This window comes from Streptomyces diastatochromogenes (assembly GCF_002242805.1).
GTDB classification, from domain to species: Bacteria; Actinomycetota; Actinomycetes; order Streptomycetales; family Streptomycetaceae; genus Streptomyces; species Streptomyces diastatochromogenes.
In genome coordinates, this window is sequence record NZ_MCGQ01000015.1 from 151,688 (window position 1) to 166,643 (window position 14,956).

A 14,956-nucleotide genomic window follows, 5' to 3' on the forward strand; every position below is an offset into this window, starting at 1 on the left:
CATCAGTACGGGGCTCGAGTGGCTCATTGGCCCTTCTCCGTGAACATGTTGATCAGGCCGTGAGCCGTGTTGTCGTCGGAGTCGATCCGGTGGACCTCGACACCTTCAAAAGTGGCGACCTCGGCGCTGCGGGGGAACATGGCCTGCTCGTACTCGGTGAGCGCGGCCTCGACGTCGTCGGGGTGCGCGGCGAGGGCCTTGGCGAGTTCCGCGCCGTCGAGCATGGCCAGGTTGGCGCCTTCGCCGTTCGGGGCCTGGAGGTGGGCGGCGTCGCCGAGCAGGGTAACCCCCGGCACCCGGTCCCACCGGAGCCCGGTCGGCAGGGCGTGGAGCGAGCGCAGCACGGGCGCGGTGTCGCCGTCGGTGATCAGCGAGGTGAGCTCCGGCGCCCAGCCGTCGAACTCCGCCGCGATGCGCGCGGTCGCCGCCGCGGCATCGGTGAAGTCGATGGCGGCGAACCAGTCCTGCGGCTTGCTGAGCATCACGTAGATGTGCAGGGTGTCGCCGCTCTCCCGGTGGGCGAAGATCTCCTGGCCCGGCGAGGGCGCGATCATCGACCCGCCGCCGACCGTCTTCGCGGCGGCGGGGTGACGGGTGTCGGCCTCGTGCAGATAGAACTCGACGCACGACGTACCGGTGTACGCGGGGGTGGCATCGGAGAGCAGCGGCCGCACCCGTGACCACGCGCCGTCCGCGCCGACCAGCAGGCCGGCGACGACGGTGTCACCGTCGGCGAACGTCACCTCGTAGCGATCCTCGCCCAGGGCACGGGTGCTGCTGACCTTGTGCCCCCACTGGACGGTGCCGGCCGGGAGCGATTCGAGCAGGATCCGTCGCAGTTCGCCGCGCATCACCTCGGGGCGTCCGCCCGTGCCGTCGTCGGCCTCTTCGAACAGGACGGTCCCGTCCCGGTCGAGGACCCGCATCGCCTCGCGGCCCTCCAGGACGATGGCGCGGAACTCGTCCATCAGACCGGCCGCCTCGAGGGCAAGCTGACCGTTGTAGTCGTGGATGTCGAGCATCCCGCCCTGCGTGCGCGCCGATTGGGAGGGATCGGCCTCGTAGACCGTGGCCGGGATTCCGTGGACGTGCAGGACGCGGGCCAGTGTGAGTCCGCCGAGTCCGGCGCCGATGATCGTGACGGGAGTGTGCATGGTGGCTCCTTCGGGATCGGGCCGCCCGGTGAGCTCCGGCCGGCCGTCTCTGGAAAGGTGTCAGCCCCCGCCGACGAGCCACCTACATCCGATCGACAGCCGCCGAAGGATCGGTGCCATGGGCGGCACCGAGAAGCGCTGGGTGTACGGGGTCGACGAGCCGCACGGTTCGCAGGGCTGGCGCCCCTACGGCGGCCACCCCGGGCGACGGCGGGGGACCGTCACCGCCGACGATCCGGCCCACGGCGCGAAGTACGTCGCCGCGCTCGTCGTCACCGACCTGGCGACCGAGTGGGAGGTGCGCAGCATCCGGGGAGAGGCACGTGCGCGTGATCGTCTGGGAGGACGAGGAAGGCGTCGGCCCCGAGGATGCGGCTTTCACCGTGGAGATCCAGCCCGGCATTGACGCAGAGTGACTGGATGGTCGCATGCGGTGCATCCGTGGAGTCGTCCCGGCACAAAACAGTCCCCGGTAGTGCTGCACGTGTCCTGAAGCTTCAGTCGTCACTGTCGCCTCGGTATCGCGCCGGCTTGCCGGGGGCCTGAACCGCATCCTGTCCAAGTCACTCCGTCGATTAGACGTCCTCATCGACTTTGTGGCTCTTTCGGTGTTGTGGTCTAGTAATCACTTTCTATGTGATATGCCAAAAGTCAATAGAAATTAGGTAAAATTTTCAACGCTTGATTGAAGGTCATCCCGAACGCGGGCCACGACATCCACTTGGACAGTCCGAAGGACCTGTACGAGGCGATAGCGGCGTTCGTGCCCACCACCGCCTGAAATGCCTGACCGCTCGTCAGACCCGCTCAAGCGGCCGGTGGGGCCCGTCAGGCAGCTCTACGACGATGGATTCCCCGGGCCGTACAACGCCCCCCACCTTCACTACACCCATGACACCGGCCTTGTAGAAGACGCGGCCGTCGTCCCCCCGCCCCACGACCTCCTTCAGCAGCCCGCGCTGGAAGTTGTCGATCTGAGCACAGGGATTACGCAGCCCGGTCACCTCGACGACGGCGTGGTCCCCGATCCGCAGGAGGGTCCCGGTGGGCAGCCCCAGCAGATCGATCCCCCGGGTGGTGATGTTCTCGCCCAGCTCCCCGGCTCCGACCCGAAACCCACGCCCCGCGACCCCCTCGAACAGTTCCTCGTGAATGAGGTGCACCTGCCGCAAGTTGGGCTGCGTGGGATCCTGAGCAACCCGGGACCGGTGCTTGACGGTCACCCCGGCATGCACGTCCCCCTCGACCCCGAGCCCGGCGAGCAGGGTGATGCTCTCCCGGTTCGGCTTGGTGAAGGAGTACTCCCCGTTACTGCTCACGGCAGTGACAGTGCCACCCATGTCGCAACCCCCGCTTCTGCTGTCTGCTGTGCGCTTCCGCTGTCCGCTCAGCGCTCCAAGATCAGCCGTGAGCCTAACCCGCCCCCGGGCGAGCACCCAGGGGCGGGCGAGGCGACGTACTACTCGTACTACTCCTCGGCCTACTCCCCGTTCTACTTCTCGTTCTACTTCTCGGCGCGCAGGGTGCCGAGGAGTCCGTTGTTCTCGCCGTTGATTCCCGCCGCGAACCAGACGCTGTTCCGGCCGCCCGACTTGTTGGTGCCGCGCTGGAGCCCCCACAGCCCCGGGATCACGATCGGGTGTCCATTGCGGTCCCGAAGGGTTCCCTCGAAGTGGCCGGTCTTCAGGTCGAAGACGTTGATCCTGCCGTCTCCGAAGTTGCCGACGAGCAGGTCACCGGAGAACTTCCCGAACTTCTCGGGCGCCGTCTCGAGCCCCCAGGGCGAGTTGAGCGGGCCGTGGCTCGCGAAGCGCTTGAGCAGTTTGCCCTCGGTGCTGAACACGTCGATGAAGCCGTTGCCGGGACCGGGTACGTCGTCTTCCTTGTCGGCGTTCTGCAGGGCATAGGTCACGAAGACCCTGTTGCCGATCAGCTTGACGTCGAACGGCGCGAAGCCGCTCTCGATGTCGGGGTCGTCGAATCGGTCGTCCGGCGGCAGGAGGTGGAACTTCTTGTCAAAGCTGTCGATGCGGGCGTCACGGAAGTTCGCGACCAGCACGCGCGGCTCGTGGCACTTGCCGCCCTTCTTGCAGTCCCCTCCGTGCTTCTTGTCGTCCCCGTGCTCCTTCTTGCCGGGCACGACCGTCAGGCCCTTGAAGACGGCGTTCTCGCCGTCACTGTTCTCGTGCGCGACCCGGACGGCGCTCAACGGGTTCACGTTCGAACTGAAGGCGAAGAGGTCACCGTCCTCCCCCGCGAAGAGGAAGCGGGCGACCCCGGACTTCCCTGACGTGGGGTCCTTGAAGCGGAAGTCGTCGGTGTCGTTGCGTACGACCCCGGTCGGGGCGCCGCCCTCGGGGATCGACACGACCGGGGAGAGGAGGTTGACCGGCTTGTTGTCCCGGGCGCCCGAGTATTTCGTGGCCGAGTCCGAGCCGTTGTCCGCGGCGAAGATGCTGCCGGCGGGCGTGCTGGCCAGACCCCAGGGGTTGACCAGGTTCGGGTCGGTCTTCTCCGCCCTGCCCGCGATGTCGGACACCAGATCGCGCTCCCGGAACCCGTGATCGGCCCCGCGTGGCACGTCCCCGGGCGGCGCCGCGGCGACGAGCGCGCCGAGCGTGCCGAGAGCGAGCGAGACCGTGGTCAGCCGCCGCAGACCGGGACGGGGTCTACGGGCGGGTGCCTGTGATGCCATGCGTATTACTCCTGTTCCAGTATGGGGCAAACCGACAGAAGTAATCTCATGCAATCGCAAATGCATACGTAAGTGACACGCAAGGTGCGTCATCGTTGGACGGAATTTGACGCCGCCGTCCGCTGCCCGCCGGCGAGTGCGAAGCAGACGTCGCCGTACCAGCCGGAGCGCGCCGGCGCGGGGCCATGACATCCTTCCCCAGGACCGTCCCTGACCGACCGGCGGTGAACCCTGTGAACGACCACGACCTGGAACTCGACCGGGCCCTGGCAGTGGCGACCGACCTGGCCGCCTGGGCATCAGAGGAGATCCGCCGCCCGCGTGGCGGCGAGGTACGAGAAAAGGCAAGCCCGGCCGACATCGTCACGCAGACCGACGAAACGATCGAGGCACACGTCCGCTCGGTCCTGCGGGCAGCCTTCCCGACCCACGGCATCGAGGGCGAGGAATACGGCACCCACGAGCCGACGACCCCGAACGCCCCCTACTGGGTGGTCGACCCGGTGGACGGCACGACAAACTACGCCCACGGCATCGGCTGGTGCTCCTTCTCCCTGGGCCTGGCGGCGCCCGACGGCACCCCGCTGCTGGGCTTGGTGGCCGACCCTTGGCGGGGAGAGACCTTCACGGCGATCCGGGGGCGAGGCGCCCGCCTGAACGGCGTCCCCATCCGGGCAGCCGCTGACACCACCCTCACAGGCCACCTGTTCTTGACGGAATGGGCAGCCCACGCCCACTGGCCGGGCCTGGACTCCCTTCTGGTGGCCCTTTCCCGTCGCCATTGCACGGCAAGGGTGATGGGCTCGACGGCCCTCTCCCTGGCCCAGGTAGCCGCCGGCCGAGCCACCGCCGCAGCCATCGGCGAATTCCACGCGGTGGACGGGCTTCCGGCGTACCTGATCGCGACGGAGGCGGGGGCGGTGGCACTTCCGCGGGTGCCCGTGTATGACGAGCCGTTGCTGCTGGCGGCGCCTGGGGTGGCGGAGGAGGTGGGGGAGCTGTGGCGCAGTATCCAGAACGGAGAGCCGCAGAAGCTGTAGAAAGCCGCCACGCACAGGTCGTTAACCCTTGCTCCAGAAAGCCAGGGCTTTACTCGGCTCGCGGAAGCACGACACTGCCAAAGAAGCGGGCGGCCCCACGACAACATGTGTCCAACAGCGGGTTCGACACTGCTACGCCAGCGACCTTCGCACTGCCTCGACCAGTGACGTCGCACGCACATCGTTGGCCCCGCCGATGATGTGGTTCATGACGTAGCCGAAGGCGATTCCGTGCTCCGGGTCGGCGAAGCCGAGGGAGCCGCCTCGACCGGTGTGGCCGAAGGCGTTCGGGCTGGTCATGGGGTTGGTCTCGGTGGGCAGCATGTATCCGGAGCTGAATCGGCTCGGCGCCACCATCACCTGGTCCATCCCGCTGGTCTGCTCCTTCGTCGCCGATGCCAGGGTTTCCGGGGTGAACAGGCGCACGCCGTCCACCTCGCCGATCAGCGCTGCGTACATGCGAGCCAGTGCGCGCGCGGTGCCGATGCCGTTGGAGGCTGGGAGTTCCGCGGCCTGCACGTCGGGCGAGTTGAAGTCGATCTCGGCCGGGTCGGTGACCGCGAACGCTCTATTGCTGAATGAGTTCGGGTCGCGCCAGGCGGCAACCAGATCGCGGAGTTCCTCGGGGATCGACTCGGGAGGCACGGTGGTGAGGTCGACGTCCGGCTGCTGGTACACCATGCGGCTGACACGGTCGCGCTCACCCGCAGGCAACCCGACGAAGAAGTCCAGCCCCAGCGGGGCGGCGATCTCGTCGGCAAAGAAGCGGCCCGGCGTGCGGCCGGACACCCGGCGGATCACCTCGCCGACCAACCAGCCAAACGTCCGGCCGTGGTACCCGTGCGCGGTTCCCGGAGTCCACACCGGACGCTGAGCGGCCAGTGCGGCCACCATCGGATGCCAGGCCAACGCCTTTGTCAGCGGCACGGGTTGGTCCAGCGCGACCAAGCCGGCCTGGTGGGACAGAAGCCAGCGCACCGGGATCTCCGCCTTCCCGTTCGCGGCGAACTCCGGCCAGTACTCGGCCACTGGAGCGTCCAGGTCCAGCGCCCCGCGCTGGGCCAGCAGATGCGCCGCCGCCGAGGTTGCCCCCTTCGTCGCCGAGTAGACCAGTTGCAGCGTGTCCCGCGTCCACGGGCGATCAGTGTGAGGATCGGCGGTCCCACCCCACAGGTCCACCACCGGCCGACCATCCAGGTACACGCACAGCGCCGCGCCGAGATCCCCGTGCTGTGCGAAGTTCGCCGCGAACGCCTCGCGTACGGGTTCGAACCCGTACGCGACCTCACCGTCGATCGTCGTCATGCCGCTCATCCTGGCACTCTGGCCCGCCTCACAGGTCGTCAACCCTTGCTCCAGAAAGCCAGGGCTTTGCTGATCAGACTGCGGGCGGCATCTCCATAGTTGGCCGCGCTGCTCAGGGCGTCGAATGCCTTGTCATGGAGGCCGAGTTCGTCGGTGTCGGTGATGTCCACACCGGACGACACGAGTTCGTAGTGGACTCGCCCGCCGTCGTACATGTTGAAACCGGGCATAGGTACCACCCCCACCTCGGCGGTGGAGGGCAGGACGCCGAGGGTCAGCGAGGGCAGATCGATGTCGCGGAGCAGGCGTTCCATCTGCCCGCGCATGACCTCCGGCCCACCGACATTCGTGTACAGGGCTTGCTCGCCGAAGATCACGTCGTAGTGGTGCTCCCCGTCGTACAGGACCTGCTGACGCTCCATGCGTTTGGCCACACCAGCCGACACGTCATCCGGTACGCCGAGAAACTCGACGACCTTATGGAGGATCACGCTCGCGTAAGCCTCGGTCTGGAGCGTGCCCCAGATCATCTCGGGAACGTACGCCTTCCCGCGCCGCGTCTGCTGGTACCAGCGGATGACTTCGTCCTGGATGTCTTCCGTGCCGGTGGACAGCCGCTGCTGCCAGGGAATCAAGCTGGTCACACTGTCTCTCCTTGCTCAACGAGACAGGCCAGTTCAGGCTTCGTACGGTTCGGAGAACACGTCACTACCGCAAGCGACAGGTATGAGGGGCGTTCGAGGTAGAACCCGAGCGAGACATCTCCCCCAGAACTTAGCTTCTCAGCAGTGGAGTTGGCCAACAAGGCAAGATCGATGAAGCAGCGCTCCCCTTCGGAGGCAAACCGGGGCGCGTACTCAGCCACGCGCGCCCCGATCCAGGCGGCAGCGTCCTTCGCCTCACCCCACGTGCCACGAACCAGGGAACGGGGTTTGACGAGCCAGTAAGCCGTCTCCAACGGAGGCAGATCCACGGTCGCGAACTCCGCCGCCACCTCGCGATAGCGCTGGATCAGCTCCGGCTTGCTTCCGGCCGGCGGCGGCTCGGGATGCGGAGGCCGCCGGAGGGCCTCCTGGTCGAAGCGCTCTTTCGCTCCGACCCATAGATAGCCGTGGTGATGCACCGTCGTTCCTACCGAGCGTCGAGGGTCGAAGGTCGAAGGGGGGACCGGTCCCGGCCCCATGCGGGAGCCGAGACCGGTGGGACGGGCGACGGACCGTCAGACAGACAGCCCGAACCTCGCCGGATCGATGCCGGCTACCGCCAGCTCCTCCGTCGTGAACCGAAGCGGCTCGACATCCGGCCGCTTGCTGTCACCCAGCGCCCAGGCGTCGTCGCCGATCCGGGCCAGGGTCACGCACCCCTCCGTGCAGGGGCCTCCGCATGCCTTCACGAAGGAGGCCCCGCTGATGTCCAGCCCGTACAGCTTGGTTCCGTCCAGCATCACTGCACCTTCCTGCTCAGCTGATCGCGGCCATGACTGACCGCCGCCGCCCTTGGTGGGCGGGAGTTCATGGGGAGGAGGCCGATGCATCAGGCTTCGGCGCAGGAGGCCAGTCGGGACCGGCCCAACTCGACCAGAGGGATGATCGATCGGGGTGCGCACAAGTCACCCTCGTAGCGAGGCGGAATCACCCAGTACGTGCCGGGTGGCTGTTGCTGGTCGAGCCGTGGCACTCCGAGATAGGTGCCGTGCCCGAGGCATGTGGCGATGTCGTCGTATGCCCAGACCAGGCCGGTGTGCCCTTGGATCAGGGCGTAGTACGTCCCACCCGCGACGCGCTGGTCGTAGATGATGGAACCGCCCAGCATCTCGCCGAGCGAGGCCGCGACCTGGTCCGGGTCGCACGAAGCTACCGCAGCATGAACCACGGCGGCCGGCATACGCACAGCGGCGAACCGATCGCCGAGAGGCAGGAGTGCGACGCCCTGGACTGCCCACTCGGCCCGTGCCCGATCCGGCGCTGGATGAGCTCGGGCGAGCCACGCTGCAATGGCCCTGTCCAACGCCTCCTGCGTATCCACGCCTGCCTCCTGTCCTGGGTCCCATCAGGTACGGCACACAGCGTTCTGGAAGCAATCGACATATTCGAGGACTTGGAAAGGCCTCTAAGGGGACTTGAGAAGGGCCTCGACTGCCTCTTCTGAGGTAAAGGCCGCTCAACAAGGGACCTAGTGTGGGACTGTTGGAGCAGCCAGCAGTAGGAGGTGTCCAAGTGCCCAGGCCCACCGGCAACGTCCGACTCAAGGCTGCTCGCGTAGCCGCCGGGTTCAACTCACAACAGGATCTGGCGGATGCACTTACTCAGCACGCCAAGGACATGGGCATTCGCGGGCTGTCGATCGGAGTGCGGCAAGTCCGGCGCTGGGAGTCGGACAGTCCTCCATGGCCGCAGCCGGACTGCCAGCGCGTGCTCGTCCACCTGCTGGGCCAGAGCATGGAGGCGCTTGGCTTCACGCCACCGTGGGGTTCCGACGGCTCGCCGCAGCCCGGTCATTCGCGACGCACCCTGGTCGCCGGTGGCGCGGCGACCCTGGGCCTGGCGGTCCTGCCCGGCAGAGCCAGCGCGGCACCACAGCCCGACACGGCCGGAGCCGACTTTCAGGCAGTAACGCGTTCTCACCGGCGGCTCTACTGGTCCGTCACGCCAACGCAGCTGCACCCCGCAGTTGCCGCCCACGCGGCTCTGGGCTGTGCCCTGCTGCCAGAGACGAGGGACACGACTCGTCGTACGGTGGCCACCGCTCTGGCCGAGACGTACCTTCTGGCGGGCCGAATCGAGTTCTTCGACCTTCGCGAACCGAGCAGGGCAACCGACACCCTCCTACTGGCCCTGCAAGCCGCTGGGGAAGCAGACGACCCGTTGCTCGGCTCGGCAATCATCGCGCACATGGCTTTCGTCCCGGGCTGGGTGGCGGACCGTGACGGAGCCCTGGAGCGCATGACGGCAGCCCGCACATACGCCCGCCGTGCTCCCGCCTCCGCAGAGTTCCTGGCCTGGCTCGACGCGGTGGAGGCCGAATGCGAGACCAGGTGTGGGAACACCCGCACAGCACTGAACCTGATCGGTCACGCCGAGGACGTACTGGCGGTCGGCAATGACCACTCGTCGCCGGAGTGGATGGACTGGTTCTCCCCGGCCCGTCTGGCAGCCTTCAAGGGCAACACTCAGATGATCGCGGGGCACCTCCCGCAGGCCCGTGAGAGCTTGCTCCATGCCTTGGCCTCGATGACGGCCGCAGAGGACAAACAGCGCTCAGTGATCTACGGCGATCTGGCAGCCGTGGAGGTGGCATCAGGAAACCCGGAACAGGCCTGCGGGTACGCGGGCCAGGCCCTCGACCAGTTGGCGATCACTTGGTACGCCACTGGCATGGACCGAGTACGCGAGGTTCGCCGCGCACTCACGCCCCACCAGCATGAGCGCTGTGTTCGTGACCTCGATGACCGCCTGTACGGCTGGGCGACGACGCTCAGCGCCTTGGGGCGTTGAACTGACTGATGCGCTCAGGTAGTTCCAGCAGACTCTCGACCTGGAAGGTCGGCAGCTCCCTTGCCTCACGGGTGCTCCACTGAATCGTGGCCCAGGGCCCGCGATGCACTAGCGCGGTCTGCATGCCGGCCTGACTAGCTGGTCGGATGTCGTTGTCGCACCGATCCCCGACGTACAGGATCTCGTCTACCTCGAACGGCACGGCCTCGGCGACCCTCTTGAAGAACTCAAGATCGGGCTTGCTGGCCCCCCAGTCGTCCGACGTACCGATCAGATCGACGTCGTGTGAAAACAACTGGCGCAGGATTCGTCCGGCACGAACAGTCTGGTTCCCGGCGATACCGAGCCACAGCCCGTCCGCTCGCAGCTTGGCCAGGGCCGGTCGCACGTCCGAGTACAGGTCCTCCTCGCCGAAGGTCTCCGGCTGGCCAGCAGCGGCACGCTTCTCCCGCTCCTCATAGAGGTCGAATCCGGGCCGGAACTCCTGGAAGACGTCCCGGTAGTCCCGTCCCTGCGCGATGACAGCCCCGAACATCGCATGGAACGTGTGACGCGGCACCCCCAGCCAGTCGGCCCAGGTCCCGTACTCCCGGGTCTCGTCCACGAGGCACTCGCCTACGTCGAAGACCACTGCGCGAATCATGGGGGAAGGGTAGCGGGGAGCAGACCGGCCACCCTGGCCGTCTCCATGAGCCGCACTCGTCTGTGCATCTAGGTCTATGACCCCGACATGCGCGTCCTCCCCGCTCTCGTCGATGCCGGCTTCGACTCCGAGGCTGCTTAGATGCACTTCGAGGCCGAGTTCGATGTCGTGAGCGAATCGCCGTGACACGTCACCCGGCTGCAATCGCCGAGTACGTCCAGACGGCCGCCGGGATCTCGTGCTTCAGCTTCCACGTGATCGCCATCGGCTTGCTGCCGGTGTGCTCCACGTACTCAGCCCGACCCAGCAGCATCCATGGCTGTGCACCGCCGATGTCTGTGCTCTTGTAACGGCGAACAAAGAGGAGTACATGGCTGCCCTCGGCAGCATGCTGCTGATAGCGCAGGCCGGTGGGGGAAGTATCCGAAGTCTGGTTCTGGGACTCCCAGTGGAAGAGGGTCTCGCTCAGCGCGTAGTCGTGGTAGCGGGTCTGTGGCGAGAAGTCCTTCTCGTCCTTATCCAGGGTGATCAGCAGGGCGTCGGTCTTGATCGATTCGCACCACTTCACCCCCTCGCGGAAGTCCCCTGGCATGAAGCCACCTATGGCGGATTGGCCCAGGGCGGGCAGGATTTCCTCGCGCGTGTAGGACGCGTGCACGGTCAACGGGATGCCGGTGTGGCTGCCTATTCCGAGGAGCGGAATCGGAACGTGTTCGGTCTGGGCGAGGTTGCGCGCAAGTACCTGGCGCAACTCATTCCGCACCGCGTGCTGCTTGCGTAGCGTCGCGAACCCCGCATCGTAGTGGGCAAATCCCTTCCGCGTTACGCCGCCGAGTGGCCAGAGCTGGAAGAAGAGCATGCGGGCGTACGCCTGCCCCTGCTCGTCGAGGTCGCTGTAGGCGGGAGCGTCGTCTTCCAACATCCGGGTGTAGGCGGCCACGCGCAGGGGGTCGTCCACATGGAGAAAGGAAGAGACGCGCTTGAGGAGCGCTGCTTCACCTTCGGGTGCGTCCCCCTTGAGGAGACCAGAGCGGCGGAGGAGCCCAGTCCAGGAGTTGCCGGTGCCCCGGTAGAGCTCCTTGAGTTCGCGGCCGCTCTCGTTCAGGTAGCGGCTGAGCGTTGGCTCGGCGTAATCAGCGACCTCGCGGGCCAGCGCTGTGACGTTGACGCCGATCTGCTCTTTGATGTTGGCGATGATGGTTTTCTTCGCCTTCTCCTCAAGGATGATCTGGCAGCCGGACGGTAGCTGAGGGAAGTCGTGCTCAATGTTGTCCAGCAGGCGCTTGCGGGTCAGGTTGGTGAGCGCCCGGAACTGGTTCTCGAAGCGGAATTCCTTGCGGTGCTGCCCGATGAAATCGAGCACGGTGAGTACGGCCTTGTCCTCCGAGCGACGTAGCCCCCGGCCGAGCTGTTGCAGGAACACCGTGGCGCTGGAGGTCGGGCGGAGGAGGAGCAGCGTGTCTACGTCAGGGATGTCGAGCCCTTCATTGAAGAGGTCGACCGAGAAGATCACCTGCAGGGCCCCTGACCTCAGGTCTGCCAGCGCCTGCTTGCGCTGGTCCGCGGGAGTCTCTCCGGACAGGGCGATGGCACTGAGGCCGGCCATACGGAAGGCCTCTGCCATGAACTCCGCGTGCAGCACCGATACGCAGAATCCCAGTGCTCGCATGGCACCCGGCTCGGCGATCTTCTCCCGTACAGCCTTGACGACCAGCCCTGCGCGCCTCACATCACTCGACAGCATGTTGCTCAACGCGCTGGGGTCGTACGCCCCTCGCTTCCACTCCACCGTGCTGAGATCGGTGTTGTCGCTGATGCCGAAGTAGTGGAAGGGGCTGAGTAGATCATTCTCCAGCGCCTCCCACAGCCGCATCTCGGCAGAGATCCGCCCACCGAAGAACTCGTCCTGGACGTTCTTGCCGTCCATGCGCTCAGGCGTCGCGGTGAGCCCCAGTAGCTCCAGCGGCTTGAAGTGATCGAGGATCTTCCGGTACGTCGGTGATGTCCCGTGGTGGAACTCGTCGATCACGATCACATCGAAGTGATCAGGGGCGAGCCGATCGAGGGCCCGTGCATTCAGGGACTGCACGCTGGCGAACACGTGTGTCCAACGCTCAGGGATCTCACCGCTGTGGAGTGACTCGCCGAAGTTCGGGTCCACCAAGACATCTTGGTAGGTCCGAAGGGACTGCTGCAGGATCTCCTTGCGGTGAGCGACGAACAGGAGACGCAGGTCACGGCCATGCTTCTTTCGCAGCTGCTTGTAGTCGAGCGCAGCCATGACTGTCTTGCCGGTGCCGGTAGCGGCAACGAGTAGATTCCGGTGCCTGTCGTGCACCTCCCGCTCAACCTCCAGCCGCTCCAACATGTCGCGCTGGTGTGGATACGGCCGTACTTCCAGACCGGACAGTGTGATCCCGCGTTCAGCGGCGGTCGTCGACGACGTACCGCCCGCGATCGCCAACGCCTCTTGGAGGCGGCCGCCGTCGGCGTCGGGGTCGTATGTCTCGAAGGATGGATCACTCCAGTAGGCCTCAAAGGTGGCATCGAACTTGCGCAGTACGTCCGGTGTGGCGACGGAGGACAGCCGCACGTTCCACTCCAAGCCGTCGAGCAGCGCAGCCTTGGACAGATTGGAGCTGCCGACATACGCGGTGTCGTAGCCGCTCTTGCGGCGAAACATCCAAGCCTTGGCGTGCAGTCGTGTCGACCGGGTCTCGTAGTTGACCTTGACCTGGGCGTTGAACTCCTCCACCAAGCGGTCCAACGCGCGCCGTTCGGTTGCCCCGATGTAGGTCGTAGTGATGACCCGTATCGGCACGCCTCGCTCATGGGCTGCTCTCAGCGACTGCTCTATGATCCGCAAGCCGTGCCACTTCACGAAGGCGCAGAGCAGGTCGACACGGTCAGCGGTAGCGAGTTCGGCGCGCAGCTCGAAGCCGAGGCTCGGGTCTTCGGGCGCATTGGTGATGAGTGCCGCTTCGGAGAGTGGGATGCCGGGCCGTACGGCAAAGACGCCCGGGGCCTCTTGCCTTGTAAGCGCAAGGAGTTGGCGGGGGCCGTCGGCGACGAGGTCTACCCACTCCTGTGCACCTTCCAGAGTGCTGATGGACTCAAGGATGTGGTTGGCCGCGTAGACCCGTTCCTCGGCCGGGAGATTTTGCAGTACGCGCCGAACGGTGCCTGCGACATGTCGAGCCAGAACGTGCGGCACCGATTCCGGCCCCACCGTGTCGCTCACGGGGTGCCAGCCGAGGCCGGCAAGCTCCTTCAACTGCTGTTCGAAGCGCAACGTGATGAGCTGTTCGTACAGTCCATCGGATGGGGCAGATGCGTCGTGGCGGCTCTGAGACATCGGCTTGTACCCCCCGGTTGAGCATGTCGATGGACGATGCAGATGTTCTACCAGGGAGCACTGACAGGATCTGAGGTCGGTCAGATTCGGTCACCGGCTGTGCCGGCTGTTGATCTATTGAGGGGAATAACTGATCGATGCGGGTTACTTTTTGGGTGTGCCTCTACGTGACCTGCTCATACGCATAGCGAAGACCTACGACGCCAAGCACGGGACGTCCAAAGGTGTTAAGGCTCAGGACCTCCTTAGGGAGGTGAAGGACATGACCGACCTCCCGTTGCCGTACGACTTCGTCGCCTCAGGGCATGGTGGACAAGGTGGCGCGGCCACCACTCCGTGGATCGGAGTGTTTGACCCGGAGATCAACAAGGAGCCCCAGGAGGGGCTGTACCTCGCCTACATCTTTGACGCAGACCTCACTGCCGTGACGCTCACCTTGCAGCAGGGCGTGACGAAGCTGTCCAAGGAGTACAAGCCGGCTGAGCTGCGGCGTGAGCTGAAGCGCCAGGCGAAGCATCTCCGGGCTGGAATTCAGCCCGAGTTGGCAGTGCAGTGGACGTACACGCCAGCCTTCGGTACGCGGCAGGACCTGCCTCGCGCATACGAGGCCGGGAGCGTGGCCGCCCGACGCTACGAAATTGCCGACCTGCCCTCGGAGGAGGTCCTCGCCAAGGACCTTCGCACGGCATCCCTGCTGCTTCGTGATGCTGCTGCCAGCCAGCGCATCTGGCTCCAGAGGCCGACGCAGGATGAGCCCTTCGTGTACGTGAACGAGGGACATGTGCCTGCTGATGACCCCCTGGACGGCTTCCACCCCAACGACAGCAGTGACTACTACGTCCGCATCAAGGGCGGTCAGTACCGCAGGGAGCGTCCACACGAAGAGCTCATCCATGACTTCGGACTCCACGCGGTCACGCGTGGGTACACACCGATCACACGAGGCATGTATCCCAGAGACCTGGTCTTGCGTCGACGTGTTGCCGATGAGCCGCGCACCTGGCTGGTCGAAGGCAAGGCGGTGAAGAACGGGAACGCCACCGAGGCTGTCCGTGAAGCAGTGGCCCAACTGCTGGAGTACAGCTATTACTGGCACCAGAAGCGCGGCGAATCGAAGCCCCACCTCGTCGCGCTCTTCACCGAAGGTATCGGGCAGTACGCCGAATACCTTGAGGACCACGGCATTGCCTCGATCTGGCGCACTGTAGATGGAGACTGGGCGGGTTCCTCCATGGCTGTCAACTGGGATCTAGTCGAGGAGGCCTGAGCG

General features: G+C 65.8%; 13 protein-coding genes. 3 read left to right on the top strand and 10 right to left on the bottom strand.

Going from position 1 to position 14,956, the window contains the following annotated elements:
• Window positions 1-23: 23 nt before the first annotated feature.
• The 3 genes from BEK98_RS19325 to BEK98_RS19335 all read right to left on the bottom strand — a co-directional run bounded on the left by BEK98_RS19325 (window position 24) and on the right by BEK98_RS19335 (window position 3,849).
• Complete coding sequence (locus BEK98_RS19325) at window positions 24-1,154, bottom strand: FAD-dependent oxidoreductase (protein ID WP_094217824.1); 1,131 nt, start codon at window positions 1,152-1,154, stop codon at window positions 24-26.
• A gap of 797 nt (window positions 1,155-1,951) precedes the next feature.
• On the bottom strand, window positions 1,952-2,494 hold the full coding sequence (locus BEK98_RS19330; protein WP_094217825.1) for an MOSC domain-containing protein: 543 nt from the start codon (window positions 2,492-2,494) through the stop codon (window positions 1,952-1,954).
• A 164-nt stretch (window positions 2,495-2,658) separates the two neighbouring features.
• On the bottom strand, window positions 2,659-3,849 hold the full coding sequence (locus BEK98_RS19335; RefSeq protein WP_167444209.1) for a TIGR03118 family protein: 1,191 nt from the start codon (window positions 3,847-3,849) through the stop codon (window positions 2,659-2,661).
• 224 nt (window positions 3,850-4,073) lie between these two features.
• Here BEK98_RS19335 and BEK98_RS19340 point away from each other — a divergent pair, with 224 nt between their 5' ends.
• Window positions 4,074-4,889, top strand: coding sequence for an inositol monophosphatase family protein (locus BEK98_RS19340; RefSeq protein WP_341868977.1), 816 nt, complete (start codon window positions 4,074-4,076; stop codon window positions 4,887-4,889).
• Between the two features lie 132 nt (window positions 4,890-5,021).
• Here BEK98_RS19340 and BEK98_RS19345 read toward each other — a convergent pair whose 3' ends face one another.
• From BEK98_RS19345 to BEK98_RS49580, 5 genes are all read right to left on the bottom strand, one after another.
• Window positions 5,022-6,194, bottom strand: a complete 1,173-nt coding sequence (locus BEK98_RS19345) for a serine hydrolase domain-containing protein (protein WP_094217827.1) — start codon at window positions 6,192-6,194, stop codon at window positions 5,022-5,024.
• Between the two features lie 38 nt (window positions 6,195-6,232).
• Entirely contained in the window at window positions 6,233-6,838 is a 606-nt protein-coding gene (locus tag BEK98_RS19350) for a DUF5753 domain-containing protein (protein ID WP_094217828.1), read from the bottom strand.
• On the bottom strand, window positions 6,835-7,317 hold the full coding sequence (locus tag BEK98_RS19355) for a hypothetical protein (protein WP_094217829.1): 483 nt from the start codon (window positions 7,315-7,317) through the stop codon (window positions 6,835-6,837). The genes BEK98_RS19350 and BEK98_RS19355 overlap by 4 nt, the downstream gene beginning before the upstream one ends.
• A gap of 96 nt (window positions 7,318-7,413) precedes the next feature.
• A complete protein-coding gene (locus BEK98_RS19360) occupies window positions 7,414-7,638 on the bottom strand; it encodes a DUF397 domain-containing protein (protein WP_094217830.1) in 225 nt (74 codons plus the stop codon).
• 89 nt (window positions 7,639-7,727) lie between these two features.
• Window positions 7,728-8,066, bottom strand: a complete 339-nt coding sequence (locus tag BEK98_RS49580) for a hypothetical protein (RefSeq protein WP_208643150.1) — start codon at window positions 8,064-8,066, stop codon at window positions 7,728-7,730.
• A gap of 344 nt (window positions 8,067-8,410) precedes the next feature.
• On the opposite strand from BEK98_RS49580, the gene BEK98_RS19370 reads away from it, so the two are divergent.
• Complete coding sequence (locus tag BEK98_RS19370) at window positions 8,411-9,688, top strand: NsdA family TPR-like regulatory protein (protein ID WP_094217831.1); 1,278 nt, start codon at window positions 8,411-8,413, stop codon at window positions 9,686-9,688.
• Here the strand turns inward: BEK98_RS19370 and BEK98_RS19375 are convergent.
• Window positions 9,669-10,331 (bottom strand): HAD family hydrolase, encoded by a 663-nt coding sequence (locus tag BEK98_RS19375; protein WP_208643151.1) that lies wholly within the window; start codon window positions 10,329-10,331, stop codon window positions 9,669-9,671. The genes BEK98_RS19370 and BEK98_RS19375 overlap by 20 nt on opposite strands.
• A 190-nt stretch (window positions 10,332-10,521) precedes the next feature.
• The gene (locus BEK98_RS19380; protein WP_094217833.1) at window positions 10,522-13,686 is read right to left on the bottom strand and encodes a DEAD/DEAH box helicase; all 3,165 of its coding nucleotides are present in this window, start codon (window positions 13,684-13,686) and stop codon (window positions 10,522-10,524) included.
• A gap of 262 nt (window positions 13,687-13,948) precedes the next feature.
• Here BEK98_RS19380 and BEK98_RS19385 point away from each other — a divergent pair, with 262 nt between their 5' ends.
• The gene (locus BEK98_RS19385; RefSeq protein WP_143684134.1) at window positions 13,949-14,953 is read left to right on the top strand and encodes an MrcB family domain-containing protein; all 1,005 of its coding nucleotides are present in this window, start codon (window positions 13,949-13,951) and stop codon (window positions 14,951-14,953) included.
• The last annotated feature ends 3 nt before the right edge of the window (window positions 14,954-14,956 follow it).

Coding starts and splice junctions, on each gene's coding strand:
- BEK98_RS19330 (WP_094217825.1), bottom strand. CDS start 2,494: ATGGGTGGCACTGTCACTGCCGTGAGCAGTAACGGGGAGTACTCCTTC.
- BEK98_RS19375 (WP_208643151.1), bottom strand. CDS start 10,331: ATGATTCGCGCAGTGGTCTTCGACGTAGGCGAGTGCCTCGTGGACGAG.
- BEK98_RS19325 (WP_094217824.1), bottom strand. CDS start 1,154: ATGCACACTCCCGTCACGATCATCGGCGCCGGACTCGGCGGACTCACA.
- BEK98_RS19345 (WP_094217827.1), bottom strand. CDS start 6,194: ATGACGACGATCGACGGTGAGGTCGCGTACGGGTTCGAACCCGTACGC.
- BEK98_RS19380 (WP_094217833.1), bottom strand. CDS start 13,686: ATGTCTCAGAGCCGCCACGACGCATCTGCCCCATCCGATGGACTGTAC.
- BEK98_RS19360 (WP_094217830.1), bottom strand. CDS start 7,638: ATGCTGGACGGAACCAAGCTGTACGGGCTGGACATCAGCGGGGCCTCC.
- BEK98_RS19335 (WP_167444209.1), bottom strand. CDS start 3,849: ATGGCATCACAGGCACCCGCCCGTAGACCCCGTCCCGGTCTGCGGCGG.
- BEK98_RS19385 (WP_143684134.1), top strand. CDS start 13,949: ATGACCGACCTCCCGTTGCCGTACGACTTCGTCGCCTCAGGGCATGGT.